The sequence below is a fragment of the Streptomyces sp. NPDC034084 genome (assembly GCF_055575535.1).
In genome coordinates this window covers 342,262-355,627 of sequence record NZ_JBVISK010000006.1, presented here as the reverse complement: position 1 = coordinate 355,627, position 13,366 = coordinate 342,262, and the positions used below count along the sequence as shown (strand labels likewise).

Annotated in this window: 13 protein-coding genes; 7 read left to right on the top strand and 6 right to left on the bottom strand. The window is 71.5% G+C overall.

What is annotated here, in order from left to right; genetic code table 11:
• Positions 1-5: 5 nt before the first annotated feature.
• A complete protein-coding gene (locus ACZ51I_RS23345) occupies positions 6-401 on the bottom strand; it encodes a winged helix-turn-helix transcriptional regulator (RefSeq protein WP_468879048.1) in 396 nt (131 codons plus the stop codon).
• Between the two features lie 131 nt (positions 402-532).
• Here ACZ51I_RS23345 and ACZ51I_RS23340 point away from each other — a divergent pair, with 131 nt between their 5' ends.
• The 3 genes from ACZ51I_RS23340 to ACZ51I_RS23330 all read left to right on the top strand — a co-directional run bounded on the left by ACZ51I_RS23340 (position 533) and on the right by ACZ51I_RS23330 (position 3,427).
• The gene (locus ACZ51I_RS23340; RefSeq protein WP_468879045.1) at positions 533-1,399 is read left to right on the top strand and encodes an SDR family oxidoreductase; all 867 of its coding nucleotides are present in this window, start codon (positions 533-535) and stop codon (positions 1,397-1,399) included.
• Between the two features lie 95 nt (positions 1,400-1,494).
• A complete protein-coding gene (gene rarD / locus ACZ51I_RS23335; RefSeq protein ID WP_468879042.1) occupies positions 1,495-2,502 on the top strand; it encodes an EamA family transporter RarD in 1,008 nt (335 codons plus the stop codon).
• A gap of 88 nt (positions 2,503-2,590) precedes the next feature.
• Positions 2,591-3,427 carry a mechanosensitive ion channel family protein gene (locus ACZ51I_RS23330; RefSeq protein ID WP_468879039.1) on the top strand — a complete coding sequence of 279 codons (837 nt, stop codon included), beginning with the start codon at positions 2,591-2,593 and terminating at the stop codon, positions 3,425-3,427.
• A gap of 9 nt (positions 3,428-3,436) precedes the next feature.
• Here the strand turns inward: ACZ51I_RS23330 and ACZ51I_RS23325 are convergent, their stop codons facing one another.
• Both ACZ51I_RS23325 and ACZ51I_RS23320 read right to left on the bottom strand, forming a co-directional pair.
• Positions 3,437-3,754 carry a DUF6401 family natural product biosynthesis protein gene (locus ACZ51I_RS23325; protein ID WP_468879036.1) on the bottom strand — a complete coding sequence of 106 codons (318 nt, stop codon included), beginning with the start codon at positions 3,752-3,754 and terminating at the stop codon, positions 3,437-3,439.
• Positions 3,755-3,763: 9 nt separating this feature from the next.
• Positions 3,764-3,940 (bottom strand): hypothetical protein, encoded by a 177-nt coding sequence (locus tag ACZ51I_RS23320; protein ID WP_468879034.1) that lies wholly within the window; start codon positions 3,938-3,940, stop codon positions 3,764-3,766.
• Positions 3,941-4,057: 117 nt separating this feature from the next.
• On the opposite strand from ACZ51I_RS23320, the gene ACZ51I_RS23315 reads away from it, so the two are divergent.
• Together ACZ51I_RS23315 and ACZ51I_RS23310 are read left to right on the top strand one after the other, a co-directional pair.
• Positions 4,058-4,672, top strand: coding sequence for a DUF4291 domain-containing protein (locus ACZ51I_RS23315; protein WP_468879031.1), 615 nt, complete (start codon positions 4,058-4,060; stop codon positions 4,670-4,672).
• A 358-nt stretch (positions 4,673-5,030) separates the two neighbouring features.
• Positions 5,031-6,338, top strand: a complete 1,308-nt coding sequence (locus ACZ51I_RS23310) for a M28 family peptidase (protein WP_468879029.1) — start codon at positions 5,031-5,033, stop codon at positions 6,336-6,338.
• Positions 6,339-6,404: 66 nt separating this feature from the next.
• On the opposite strand, the gene ACZ51I_RS23305 is transcribed toward ACZ51I_RS23310, so the two are convergent.
• The gene (locus ACZ51I_RS23305) at positions 6,405-7,583 is read right to left on the bottom strand and encodes a LolA family protein (protein WP_468879026.1); all 1,179 of its coding nucleotides are present in this window, start codon (positions 7,581-7,583) and stop codon (positions 6,405-6,407) included.
• Between the two features lie 116 nt (positions 7,584-7,699).
• Positions 7,700-8,710 (bottom strand): polyprenyl synthetase family protein, encoded by a 1,011-nt coding sequence (locus ACZ51I_RS23300; RefSeq protein ID WP_468879023.1) that lies wholly within the window; start codon positions 8,708-8,710, stop codon positions 7,700-7,702.
• A 210-nt stretch (positions 8,711-8,920) separates the two neighbouring features.
• On the opposite strand from ACZ51I_RS23300, the gene ACZ51I_RS23295 reads away from it, so the two are divergent.
• The gene (locus tag ACZ51I_RS23295; RefSeq protein WP_468879020.1) at positions 8,921-9,820 is read left to right on the top strand and encodes a peptide MFS transporter; all 900 of its coding nucleotides are present in this window, start codon (positions 8,921-8,923) and stop codon (positions 9,818-9,820) included.
• A 54-nt stretch (positions 9,821-9,874) separates the two neighbouring features.
• On the top strand, positions 9,875-11,872 hold the full coding sequence (locus ACZ51I_RS23290; RefSeq protein ID WP_468879019.1) for a CocE/NonD family hydrolase: 1,998 nt from the start codon (positions 9,875-9,877) through the stop codon (positions 11,870-11,872).
• Between the two features lie 30 nt (positions 11,873-11,902).
• Here the strand turns inward: ACZ51I_RS23290 and ACZ51I_RS23285 are convergent, their stop codons facing one another.
• Complete coding sequence (locus tag ACZ51I_RS23285) at positions 11,903-13,237, bottom strand: COG1470 family protein (protein WP_468879016.1); 1,335 nt, start codon at positions 13,235-13,237, stop codon at positions 11,903-11,905.
• Positions 13,238-13,366 lie beyond the last annotated feature (129 nt).

The window sequence follows — 13,366 nt, the reverse complement described above, 5'->3', positions numbered from 1 at the left end:
CAACGTCATTGGGACGGATCCGTGGCACGCTCGCGACGTGCGTCGTCGTAGCGCGCGCGGGCCTCCTGGACGGCGCCGACCCGCCGCTCGGTCCAGCGCGCGAGCTCCCAGACCTGGCGGGCGGCCTCCTCGCCGAGGGCGGTGAGGCTGTAGTCGACGCGGGGCGGGATGACGGGCTTGGCGTCGCGGTGGACGAAGCCGTCGCGCTCCAGCGTCTGGAGGGTCTGGGCCAGCATCTTCTCGCTCACCCCGCCGATCTCGCGGCGCAGCTCGCTGAAGCGGTACGAGCGCTCCAGGAGGGCCGCGAGCACGAGGACGCCCCAGCGACTGGTGACGTGCTCGAGGACGAGGCGCGAGGGGCACATCGGCTGGTTCACGTTCGGCGGCTTGCTTACTCCCATACCAGTACCTTACTTCAAAGTGGGTACTTACGAAAGGTTAGCGCCCATCGTACGGTGAGTGCATCGCGGTGAGCGCGCCAGCCGGCCCACCGCACCCCACGGACGAATCCCACGGACAGAAGGAAGCCCCCATGAGCATCGTCGTCACCGGAGCCACCGGACAGCTCGGCCGTCTCGTCGTCGACGCCCTCCTCACCCGCGCCCCCGCCGCGTCCGTCGCCGCCGTCGTCCGCGACAAGGAGAAGGCCGCCGACCTGGCGGAGCGCGGGGTCGAGCTGCGGATCGCCGACTACAGCAGGCCGGAGACCCTCGCCGAGGCCTTCCAGCCCGGAGACCGGGTGCTGCTGATCTCCGGCAGCGAGGTCGGGCAGCGCGTCGCGCAGCACGGCGCCGTGATCGACGCGGCGAAGGCGGCGGGTGTCGCCCAGCTGGCGTACACCGGCGTCCTCGGCGGCCCTGAGGCCGACTTCGCGCTCGCCGACGAGCACAAGGCGACCGAGGAGCTGATCCTCGCGTCCGGCCTGCCGTACACCTTCCTCCGGAACGGCTGGTACTCCGAGAACTACACGGCGAACCTGGCCCCGGTCCTCGCCCACGGCGCCGTCGTCGCCAACGCCGGGGACGGCAGGGTCGCCTCCGCCTCCCGCGCCGACTACGCCGCCGCCGCGGCCGCCGTCCTGACCGGTCCGGTCGAGGAGCACCTGGGCAGGGCGTACGAGCTGAGCGGCGACACCGCCTGGTCCTTCGCCGAGTACGCGGCCGAGGTCTCCGCCCTGTCCGGCCGGGAGATCACGTACAGCGACGTGCCCGCCGAGGCCCACCTCGCGATCCTCACGGGCGCCGGCGTCCCGCAGGCCTTCGCCGAGATCCTGGTCGACGTCGACCGGGCCGTGCGGCGCGGCGCGCTCGCCCGCCGGAACGGCGACCTGGCCCGGCTGATCGGCCGCCCCACCACCCCGATCGCCGAGTCGATCAAGGAAGCGCTGACCTCCTCGTGACGCTGTCATGACCGTATTGCGGTACGGGCATGACAACCCGCCCCGTGCGGCGCTACCGTCGACAGGACAGCGCGGCACAGGGCGGGAGGTCCGGCGTGAAGACGGAGAAGAACGAGGGACGAGCGGGATTGCTCTACGGGATCGGCGCCTACGGCATGTGGGGACTGGTCCCGCTGTTCTGGCCGCTCCTCAAGCCCGCCGGCGCGATCGAGATCCTCGCCCACCGGATGGTGTGGTCCCTGGTCTTCGTCGGCGTCGCGCTGCTCGCGCTGCGCCGCTGGGGCTGGATACGGGAGCTGGTGCGCAGCCCGCGCAAGCTCGGTCTGATCACCGTCGCAGCCGCCGTCATCACCGTGAACTGGGGCCTCTACATCTGGTCCGTGAACACCGGCCACGTCGTCGAGGCCTCCCTCGGCTACTTCATCAACCCGCTCGTCACCATCGCGCTCGGCGTCCTCGTCCTGAAGGAGCGGCTGCGCCCCGCGCAGTGGGCGGCGGTCGGCATCGGCTTCTCGGCCGTCCTCGTCCTCGCCATCGGGTACGGGCAGCCGCCGTGGATCTCGCTCACCCTCGCGTTCTCCTTCGCCGTCTACGGCCTGGTCAAGAAGAAGGTCAACATCGGCGGCCTGGAGTCGCTCGCCGCCGAGACCGCCGTCCAGTTCCTGCCCGCCCTCGGCTACCTCGTCTGGCTCGGCGGCCAGGGCACGCTGGCCTTCGGCGCCCACGGCGCCGGCCACACCGCACTGCTCGCCGCCACCGGCATCGTCACCGCGGTCCCCCTGGTCTGCTTCGGCGCGGCGGCGATCCGGGTGCCGCTGTCCACGCTCGGCCTCCTCCAGTACCTCGCGCCGACCTTCCAGTTCCTGCTCGGGGTCGTCTACTTCCACGAGGAGATGCCCCCCGAGCGCTGGGCGGGCTTCTCCCTCGTCTGGCTGGCCCTGACGATCCTCACCTGGGACGCGCTCCGCACGGCCCGCAGGAGCCGTGCCGCGGTCGCGGCGGCCGCCGTGGCTCTGACGGGGACCGTGTCCGCAACCGGACACACCGGCGGGGAGCCCGCCGCCGCGCCGGTTTCCACCCCATCGGCCCAGCCGGGGCGCTGAGAGCGGGCGGGCGGCACGCGCGCGTAGTTGTGTCGGGAGTCCAGGCCCCCTTCCGTGCGGGGCCCCTCCCGAGCGGAGTGATGGCGCCATGTCGCAGCCCCTCGCCCTCTCGGTCGACTTCGGCAAGGGGTTCACGGACGCCTGGTCCGCCGTCGCCGAGTTCGTACCGAAGTTCATCGCCTTCCTGGTGATCCTGCTCATCGGCTGGTTCGTGGCCAAGATGATCGCCAAGGTCGCCGACCGTGTCCTGCGCCGCGTCGGCTTCGAGCGGATGGCCGAGCGCAGCGGCGTCGCGAACACCCTCCAGGGGTCGAAGTACGACGCCACCGGCATCATCTGCAAGATCCTGTACTACGCGATCCTGCTGATCGCCCTCCAGCTGGCCTTCGGGGTCTTCGGCCCCAACCCGGTCAGCGTCATGATCAACAGCGTGGTCGCCTGGCTGCCGAAGGCGATCGTCGCCTGTGTCATCGTCGTCGTCGCCATGGCCATCGCCCGCGCCGTGCGGGACATCGTCCAGGGCGCGCTGGGCCAGACCTCGTACGGCAAGGTCCTCGCCACGGCTGCCTGGGCGTTCATCGTCGGCCTCGGCGTCATCGCCGCGCTGAGCCAGGCGGGCATCGCGACCTCGGTGACCGGGCCGGTGCTCACGGCCGTGCTCGCCATGATCGCCGGTGTCGTGATCGTGGGCGTCGGCGGCGGCCTCATCACCCCGATGCGGGGACGCTGGGAGCGCTGGCTGGCGGTCGCCGAGTCGGAGACGGGCCGTGCGAAGGAGCAGATCTCGGCGTACCAGAGGGGCCGCCAGGACGCCCGGAGCGGGATGCCGACGGCTCAGGAGCGGACGGCGCGCGGCGAGCGCGGCGGGTACGACGAGCGGGGCGAGGGCCGCGGGCGCCAGGAGCCGCCCATGGACCCGATGTAGGCCCGGCGGTCACACGTCCAGCAGGTCGTGCTCCCGGATCAGCCAGCAGACCGCCGTCAGGCGCAGGGTCGCGAAGTCGTGGCCGACGGGCTCGGTCCAGGCGACCTCGGAGAGCCAGTCGGTGAACCCGAGGACGTAGTCCGCGAGCTCCTCCCGGCCGACCGTCCTGCCCTGCGGGCCCCGCTGGGCCGGGATCAGCGCGTCGCACACGGCCGCCGCGTGCTGGTCGACGGCGGCCACGAGCCCCGGCTCGAAGGAGAACTCCGAGAGCCGGGGCATGTACGTGGCGGCGACGTCGATCAGCGGGCTGCCGGGCGAATCGTTCATCCCTCCACATTAGGGGCGTACCAGGCCGTTCAGACCGTGACGTTGGTCGCAGTGGCGTTGCCCCGGGGAGGCCATGCCGTACACCGCCGTCACCGCCGCGATGCCGATCGCCGAGCCGAACTGGGTGGCGGTGGCGAGCGGCCCGCTCGCGAGCCCCTGCTCCTCCTCCCCTGGACCGAGCGGCACCAGAACGAGATCGCGGCACGGGAGGCGTACGACGCGCGGCAGGCGGCGGGGGTGTCCTGAGGCCCTCGCGGAGAAATCCGGTGGCCTCCGGGCGGCGCCCCCAGCACCCTGAGAGGCATGGAAGAACCGAAGTACCGGATCCGCGCGCTCCACACCGAGCGCACGATCACCGTCTACCAGGCGTACCGGCCCGAGATCGGGCTCCCGGCGGCCCGCGAGGGACGGTTCCCGGAGGCCTGGAAGCGGGACCGGATGACGTGGATCAAGCCGTCGTTCCTGTGGATGATGTACCGCTCCGGCTGGGGGCGGAAGGAGGGCCAGGAGACCGTCCTCGCCGTGGAGATCACCCGCGAGGGCTTCGAGTGGGCCCTGCGGAACGCTTGCCTCTCCCACTACGCGCGCGGCTTCCACGCCGACCAGGCCTCCTGGAAGCGGCAGTTGAGGGAAGCGCCGGCCCGGGTCCAGTGGGACCCGGAGCGCGACCCGCACCTGCGGCCCCTCCCGTACCGCTCGCTCCAGCTCGGCCTGTCGGGCGAGGCGGCCCGTCGGTACGCGGACGAGTGGACGGTCTCCGTCACCGACGTGACCGCGCTCGCCCACGAGGTCCACGACCTGGTCCGGGCCGGCGACCTGGAGGCCGCCGCCCGGCTCCTCCCCCGCGAGGAGCCCTACCCGGAACCGGCGGGCCTCTTGGACCACCTGCGAGCCCAGGCCGTCGGGACGCACTCCTGAATCGCCCACGGCGGCAGGGGACTCAGGGACGCAGCACTGAATGGCCCCGGCGGCAGGGGACTCAGGGACGCAGCACTGAAGCGCCCGGCGGGAGGGACTCAGGGACGCCCCCCTGCGTCACCCCCCGACGGGCGGCGACATACCACGCTCCGGGCCCCCCGTCCGGTGAGCGAACGCATCTGACCGGTTTCCGCTCTTGACGTGGAGTCAAATTCTCGCTGAACATTCAGCACGCACATCCGAACAGCCGCACAACTGAACAACAGCGCATCCGCACAGCTCCAACGCCTCGTGGCACCCACGCCCGAGGCGTCTCGCACGTTCCGTCCCATCCCCGTTCGGAATCCGGAGCCCCCACATGAACATCTCCGTGCCCAGACGCGTCACCGCGGCCGCCGCACTCGCGGCGCTCGCCCTCGGCGGCCTCACCGGTACCGCCTCCGCCGGATCGCGGGCGGCCGCCGCCGCGCCCGACATCCCGCTCGCCAACGTCAAGCAGCACTTGGCGGACCTCCAGTCGATCGCCACCGCCAACGGCGGCAACCGCGCCCACGGCCGTACCGGCTACAAGGCCTCGATCGACTTCGTGAAGGCGAAGCTGGACGCCGCCGGCTACACCACCACGCTCCAGCAGTTCAGCTACAACGGCGCCACCGGCTACAACCTGATAGCCGACTGGCCGGGCGGCGACCCGAACCAGGTGATCATGTCCGGTTCGCACCTCGACTCGGTCACCTCGGGCCCCGGCATCAACGACAACGGCTCCGGCTCCGCCGCGATCCTGGAGACCGCGCTCGCCGTGTCCCGCGCCCAGCTCCAGCCGACGAAGCACCTGCGCTTCGGCTGGTGGGGCGCCGAGGAGCTCGGCCTCGTCGGGTCGAAGTACTACGTCAACAACCTGCCCACCACCGAGCGTTCGAAGGTCAAGGGCTATCTGAACTTCGACATGATCGGCTCGCCGAACCCGGGCTACTTCGTCTATGACGACGACCCGACGATCGAGCAGACCTTCAAGGAGTACTTCACCGGGCTCGGCATCTCCACCGAGATCGAGACCGAGGGCGACGGGCGCTCCGACCACGCGCCCTTCAAGAACGCGGGCATCCCGGTCGGCGGCCTCTTCTCCGGCGCGGACTACACCAAGACGTCGGCGCAGGCGCAGAAGTGGGGCGGCACGGCCGGCCAGGCCTTCGACCGCTGCTACCACTCGTCCTGCGACACCACGGCGAACATCAACGACACCGCCCTGGACCGGAACGCCGACGCCATCGCGTACGCGGTCTGGAAGCTGTCCACGGGAACGACGACCCCGCCGACCGGCACGGTCTTCGAGAACACGGCCGACGTGCAGATCCCGGACAACGGCGCCGCGGTGACGTCGACGGTCAACGTCACCGGCGTCACCGGCAACGCGCCCTCGACGCTCAAGGTCGGCGTGGACATCGTCCACACCTACATCGGTGACCTGATCGTCGACCTCATCGCCCCCGACGGCTCCGTCTACAACCTGAGCAACCGGGCCGGCGGCAGCGCGGACAACATCAACCAGACCTACACCGTGAACGCCTCCTCCGAGGTCGCCAACGGTGCCTGGAAGCTCCGCGTCCAGGACAAGGCCTCGGTCGACACGGGTTACATCAGCGGATTCAAGCTGACGTTCCCGTAGTACGCAGAACTCCCGGGCGGGCCGGTGACCATCGCCCCCGACCCGCCCGGGGTCCCAACCAGCCCGTCACCTACCGGCGTTCGCCGCGTCCACCAGGGCGTCCTTCGTCACCGCGCCGACGTACACCTTGCCGTCGTCGGTGAGGAGCGCGTTCACCAGCTTCGTCTTGAAGACGGTGCCCGAGCCGAACTTCCCGGTGACCTTGTCGCCGAAGGAGTCCAGGAAGCCCTGGATCTCCTTCGGCGCCTCGTCCGTCTTGGGCGCCGGAGCGCCCGTGTCGAGCTTGGCGATCGTCGTCCAGCCCTCACCGATGACGTTCATGCCCTCGCCGGAGCCGCCGAAGCCCTTGCCGAGGCCGGGGAGGACGCCCTCGAAGCCCTCGGGCAGCTCCTCCCGGTCCCCGGCCTTCTCCGCCCCGCCCTCCGTCACCTTGGCGCCCTTCGGCGCCTCGAAGGTGAACTCCGAGGCGGCCGGCTTCCCGAAGTCGACCTTGGTGAAGCCCGCGTCGACGACGGGCTTTCCGCCCTCGACCGAGGTGAGGGTGAACTTCAGCGGGATGCCGCTCGCCGCGTCCACCGCGATCTTCACCGACTCGACCATGGAACCGGCCTGCTTCGGCTTGATCACCAGCTGGTACGCCTCCCGGCCGGCCACCTTCGCCGTCCCGTCGACCGTGAGGGACGTCGTGTCGCCCGCGGCCTTGAGGACCTCGTCGGCGAGCTCCTTGGGCGTGCCGGGGAGCTTCTCGTCCTTCGCGGCGCCGGACTTCCCGGCGCCGCCGGCCGCGCCCTTCTCGTGGAAGGCCTCGTTCGACTTGCTGTCATAGGCCCAGACGTCGTCGCCGTTGTGGATCAGGCTGTACTCGTCGGAGCCGTCGAGCAGGGTGAGCTTCTGGCGCTCGGGGCCGTCGGCCGCCACGCGCAGGGTGTGGCTGCCGGAGACGAGCTCGGTGAGCTTCTCGGACGGGTCCGCCGAGGAGGGCCCGCCGTCGCCGTCCATGCTCCCGAAGCCGGACGCCAGGCCGTCGAGGGCCGGCAGGCCCAGGTCGGTGGAGATCTTGAAGGTGCCGGACAGGGTCTGGGTGTCCGAGGCGGCGATCTTCTCGATGAGCTGCTGGGCCGTGATCTCGGGCAGGTCGGGGTCTCCGGCCGCCGCCAGTGCCGGGACGAGTCCGATGGTCGCCGCGGCCACTCCTGCCACCGCGACCGGGACGATGAACCGGCTCGCCTTACGGGTCTCTGCCATGGTCTCCGCTACCTCCGTTGTCGATGGGTCCATCTCATCAACTCGGGGGCCCGGAAGCGTCAGCCCCCGGGATCAACCTCACGTACTGCTTCGGGATGACCCGACCCTGAGAAGACCTAGCCCGCGCGGTGGACCACGGCGTCGCACATCTCCGCCAGCGCCGCCTTCGCGTAGCCGTCGGGCAGCGGCGCCAGCATCGCGCGCGCCTCCTCGGCGTACCGCACGGTGTCCCGGCGGGCCTGCTCCAGGGCGGGGTGGGCCCGCAGCCGGCGCAGGGCCTCGGCGTGCCGCTCGTCGTCGCCAAGGTCGCCGTCGATCAGGGCGACGAGCTCCAGGTCCTCCGGGCGCCCGTGGGCGGCCGCGGCGGCCCGCAGGTGGAGGACGGGGAGGGTCGGGATGCCCTCGCGGAGGTCGGTGCCGGGGGTCTTGCCGGACTCGTGGGAGTCGGAGGCGATGTCGAGGACGTCGTCGGCCAGCTGGAAGGCGACGCCGAGCCGCTCGCCGTACTGGGTGAGGATGTCGACGACGCTGTCGTCCGCGCCGGCCATCATGGCGCCGAAGCGGCAGGAGACGGCGACGAGGGAGCCGGTCTTGCCGCCGAGGACATCGAGGTAGTGCTCGACGGGGTCGCGGCCGTCCATCGGCCCGGCCGTCTCCAGGATCTGGCCGGTCACGAGCCGTTCGAACGCCTCGGCCTGGATGCGTACGGCCTCGGGGCCGAGGTCCGCGAGCGTGTGCGAGGCGCGGGCGAAGAGGAAGTCACCCGTGAGGACGGCGATCGAGTTGCCCCAACGGGTGTTGGCGCTGTCGACGCCCCGCCGGACGTCGGCCTCGTCCATGACGTCGTCGTGGTAGAGCGTGGCCAGGTGGGTGAGCTCGACGACCACGGCCGAGGGCACGACGCCCGGTGCGTAGGGGTCGCCGAACTGGGCGGCGAGCATCACGAGCAGGGGGCGGAACCGCTTCCCCCCGGCCAGGACGAGGTGCTGCGCCGCCTCCGTGATGAAGGGGACATCGCTCTTGGTGGCGTCCAGGAGGCCCGCCTCCACAGCCGCCAAACCGGTCTGGACATCGGCCTCAAGAGCCTGGTCCCGCACGCTAAGACCGAACGGCCCGACGACGGTCACGAGGGGGTCTCCTGTCTGCTGACGCCTGCTGACGATCACACGGATTGTTCACATGGACTGATGTCGATCACACGGATTGTCGATGTGTCGCTCGATTCACTCAAGCCAGCGTATCCGGTCACCTTTCGATCACCGTGGGCGCCTTCCCGTCACCCCCGGTATGTTCGGGATCAGCTCATACGACCAGGAGTATGCGTTTTGTCCCGAACAATGATCGACACGGAATCGAACGGCGGACAGCCTCCCCCCGAGGACGATCACGCCTTCCTCGGGCATCCCCGGGGCCTGCTGACGCTCTCCGGCCTGGAGGTCTGGGAGCGGTTCTCGTTCCTCGGCATGCAGGCGATCCTCGTCCTCTACTTCGCGGCCGCCGTCTCCGACGGCGGTCTCGGCATGGCGGCGGGCACCGCGGCCTCCGTCTCCGCCGCCTACGGCACCCTCGTGTACCTCGTCTCGGTGGGCGGCGGCTGGCTCGCCGACCGCGTCCTCGGCTCGTACCGCGCGGTCCTCTGGGGCGGCGTCCTGATCGCCTGCGGGCACTACGCCATGGCGGTGCCGACCGCCGCGATGACCTGGGTCGGTCTCGGCCTGATCAGCGCCGGCACGGGCCTCCTGAAGCCGAACGTGGCGACCATGGTCGGCAAGCTCTACCGCACGGACGACGACCGCCGCGACGCCGGCTTCGCCCTCTACTACATGGCGATCAACATCGGCGCCTTCGCCGGCCCGCTGATCACCGCCTGGCTCGCCGACCACAAGGGCTACCACTGGGGCTTCTCGGCCGCCGCGCTCGGCATGACCCTCGGCCTGATCCAGTACGTCGCGGGGCGCCGTCACCTGGCCGGGCGCAAGCACTCCGCCGAGTTCGCCCTCGCCCCCGACGCCATGCGCCGGGCGGTCCGCCTGATGATCGCCGGCGCCGTCGCCGTGCCCCTCGCCGCCACCGGCCTCGCGCTCGCCAACGGCGTCCAGGCCCAGACCGTGAAGCTCTACGACGACGTCTCCAAGCCCGCCTACTTCGCGGTGAACGGCGCCGTGGCCGTCGCCGCCGGTCTCGCCGTGATCGCCCTGGCGCCCTGGCTGCGCCGCACCATGCACCCCGTCCACTAGGGGGTGTCGTGGCGAGCCCGGCCTGATCGACAAGACACCCCCTAGGGAGCCGCGATGAAGATCCGCACCGACTTCCCGTACGAGACCCGGCACGAGGACCTCCGCATCCCGCTGCCGGACGGGACCAGGCTGTACGCGCGCGTGTGGCGCCCGCTCACCGACGAACCCGTACCGGCCCTCCTGGAGTACCTGCCGTACCGCCTCACCGACTGGACCGCCCCCCGCGACTGGCAGCGCCACCCCTGGTACGCGGGCCACGGCTACGCCTCCGTACGGGTCGACGTCCGCGGCCACGGCAACAGCGAGGGGCTGCCCGGCGACGAGTACGACCCCGTCGAGCTCGCCGACGGGGTCGCCGTCGTGAACTGGCTCGCCGAGCAGCCCTGGTGCACCGGGAAGGTCGGCATGTTCGGCATCTCCTGGGGCGGCTTCAACTCGCTCCAGATCGCCGCCCTCGCCCCCGAACCGCTCAAGGCGATCGTCACCGTCTGCTCCACCGACGACCGCTACGACAACGACGTCCACTACATGGGCGGTTCGGTCCTCGCCGTCGACATGCACGGCTGGGCGGCCACGATGCTCGCCTTCGTCGCCCGGCCCCCCGACCCGCTCCACGTGGGCGAGGAGTGGCGCGCGCTGTGGCTGAAGCGCCTGGAGGCCGTCGAGCCCTTCATCCACACCTGGCTCGCCCACCAGACCCGGGACGCGTACTGGAAGCACGGCAGCGTCTGCGAGGACTACTCCGCCGTCCGGGCCGCCGTCCTCGCCGTCGGCGGCTGGCACGACCCGTACCGCGACACCGTCCTGCGCCTCGCCCGGCACCTCCCCCGGGACCGGGTGCGCGGCATCATCGGCCCCTGGTCCCACCAGTACCCGGACCGCGGTCTGCCGCCCGGCCCGGCGATCGGCTTCCTCCAGGAGACCCTGCGCTGGTGGGACCACCACCTCAAGGGCGTCGAGAACGACGTGATGGCCGAGCCGCTGCTGCGCTCCTGGATCAGCGAGTCCCACCCGCCGGCGACGGTCTACGAGGAGCTGCCCGGCCGCTGGGTCGCCGACCCCGCCTGGCCCTCCCCTCATGTCACCCCCGTCACGTACGGCTTCCAGGGCGAGCCGGTCGTCGTCGACTCGCCCCAGCAGACCGGGCTCGACGCGGGCCGGTTCTTCCCCTTCGGCAACGACGCCGACCTGCCGCCCGACCAGCGCGAGGAGGACGCCCACTCGGCCTGCTTCGACTTCCCCGTCCCCGAGGACGGCGGCCCCCTCGAGATCCTGGGCCGGCCGTCGGTGAACCTCGCCCTGCGCGCGGCGGCCCCCACCGGACAGGTCATCGCCCGGCTCTGCGACATCGCCCCGGACGGCTCCTCCACCCTCGTCACCCGGGGCGCCCTGAACTTCTCCGCCCGCTACGGCCGCGACCGGGCCGTGCCGGCGCGGATCGGCGAGACGGAGAGCTTCACCTTCGAGCTGAACGGCATCGGGCACGCCTTCGCGCCCGGCCACCGGGTGCGGCTCGCGGTCTCCTCCACGTACTGGCCGTGGATCTGGCCCCAGCCCGACGCCGCCGGCTTCACCCTCGACCCGGCCGGCTCCTCCCTCACCCTCCCGGTCCGGGCGCACACCGAGGACGCGGTCACCTGGGAGGAGCCCGAGCAGTCCCCGCCCCTCGGCGTGGTCCACCCGAGCACCCTGGACGAGCCGCGCCCGGAGCGGGTCGTGGTCCGGGACGTGGCGAAGGGCGAGTGGAGGCTGGAGGTCGACCCGAAGTACGGCGGCACGCGCGTGTACCCGGACGGCCTGGAGTTCACCGAGGACGCCGTGGAGACGTACACGATCGACGAGAGCGGGCCCCTGTCGGCCCGGACCCGCTCGGAGTGGACGATCCGGTTGCACCGGCCCGAGCTGGCCTGGGACGTCACGATCGACACCCGCTCGGAGATCTCCTGCGACGCGGTCGCCTTCCTCACCGAGAACGAGGTGGTGTGCAAGGAGGGCGGCGAGATCGTCTTCCACCGCACCTGGGAAAAGAGGATCCCCCGTACGGCGGGCTGAACTCACGCCGTACGGGGGACCGGTCAGGGGTTACGCCTGCGCGCCGGCCTTGCGGCGGCGGGCGACGACCAGCGCGCCGGCGCCCAGGGCGACGGCCCCGGCCGCGGCGAGGCCGAGCGGCAGGGTGTCGTTCGCGCCGGTGGCGGCGAGGGTGCCGGTCACGGGGGTGCTCGACGAGCCGCCCTGCTGGGTGGTGTTCGTGTTGCCGCCGGTGGTGACGGTCGGCGCCGGGGTCGGCGTCGCGGTCTCCGTCGGCTTCGGCGCCGGCTTGTCGCCCTTGTCCGCGGCGAGGATGCCGAACTTCACCTCCGCGTACTCACCGCCCAGGCCGCACGAGCCGTCGTTGTTCTCGTACTCGCCGAGGGCGAAGGCCATGCCCTTGCCGGCGGGGGCCTTGGCGTCGACCGTGAGGCGCAGCTTCACGTCGTACGAGGCGCCCTTGGCGAGCTTGCCGATCTCGACGTAGTCGAACTTCTCGGTGATCGGCGTCCACTCCAGGACGTCGGCGGAGGACCACTCGACGGGGATGACGTACTTGGCGAAGTCCGTCTCCTCGTCCATCTCCTCGTCGAGCTCGGGCATCCGCATGGCGTTCGCGACGGCGTCGACGCGATCCAGGGCGTGGTCGGAGGTGTTGGTGACGCGCAGCGAGAAGATCGCGGGCTCACCGGCGGTGACCGTCTTCGGGCCGCTCAGCGCGACCTTGACGGCGGAGTCCTCCGTGCACTCCTCCCCGATCTCCTCGAAGAACGCCAGCTCTTCCTTCGCCTCGTCGAGCTTCTCGGCGGCGGCCTTCTTCACCTTCTGGGCGAGCCCGATCACCTTGGAGGCGGCGACCTTGGCGTCGTCGAGGGCCGTGCCCGCCTTCCGCAGCTTCTCGTCGGCGGCGCTCTTCGCGGCGGCGGCCTCGTCGGCGGCCGTCTGCGCGGCGGTGACGGCAGCGGCGGCGGCCGCCTTCTCCTCCTCGGTCGCGGTCTCCGGCAGCTTCGTCACGGCCTCCTGGGCCTTGGCGAGCGCCTCGTCGGCGGCCGTCTTCTTGGCGGCGGCATCGTCGGCGGCCTTCTGCGCGTCGGCGACCGCAGCCTTCAGCGGGTTGTCCGCCTTGTCGAGGGCCTCCAGACCGGCCATGGCCTCGGCGAGGTCGACGACGGCCTCGTCGTACGCCTTCTGCGCCAGGGCGACGGCGGCCTTCAGCTCCTCGAGCGACGGCATGTCCTCGTCGGAGTCGTCCTCGTGCGACGCGGGCTTCTGCGGCGCGGCCGACGACGGCTTGGTGTCGGCGAACGCCGGAGCGGCCGAGAGGAACACGACCGGGGTGGTCACGGCGGCGGCCACGGCGGTCGCCAGGATGCGGCGGATCTTCACGTTGTGGACCTTTTCCTGGTCAGAGAGAAGCTGCGAAGAATGGGGCGGGCGCGCGCCTGCGGCTACCTCACGCGGCGCGGCACCCGGCATGATCGTAGGGCCGGAGAGGCACCGTCGGGAGCCTGTTTC

Coding starts and splice junctions, on each gene's coding strand:
- ACZ51I_RS23340 (WP_468879045.1), top strand. CDS start 533: ATGAGCATCGTCGTCACCGGAGCCACCGGACAGCTCGGCCGTCTCGTC.
- ACZ51I_RS23325 (WP_468879036.1), bottom strand. CDS start 3,754: ATGAACGATTCGCCCGGCAGCCCGCTGATCGACGTCGCCGCCACGTAC.
- ACZ51I_RS23330 (WP_468879039.1), top strand. CDS start 2,591: ATGTCGCAGCCCCTCGCCCTCTCGGTCGACTTCGGCAAGGGGTTCACG.
- ACZ51I_RS23345 (WP_468879048.1), bottom strand. CDS start 401: ATGGGAGTAAGCAAGCCGCCGAACGTGAACCAGCCGATGTGCCCCTCG.
- ACZ51I_RS23305 (WP_468879026.1), bottom strand. CDS start 7,583: ATGGCAGAGACCCGTAAGGCGAGCCGGTTCATCGTCCCGGTCGCGGTG.
- ACZ51I_RS23295 (WP_468879020.1), top strand. CDS start 8,921: ATGATCGACACGGAATCGAACGGCGGACAGCCTCCCCCCGAGGACGAT.
- ACZ51I_RS23310 (WP_468879029.1), top strand. CDS start 5,031: ATGAACATCTCCGTGCCCAGACGCGTCACCGCGGCCGCCGCACTCGCG.
- ACZ51I_RS23315 (WP_468879031.1), top strand. CDS start 4,058: ATGGAAGAACCGAAGTACCGGATCCGCGCGCTCCACACCGAGCGCACG.
- ACZ51I_RS23290 (WP_468879019.1), top strand. CDS start 9,875: ATGAAGATCCGCACCGACTTCCCGTACGAGACCCGGCACGAGGACCTC.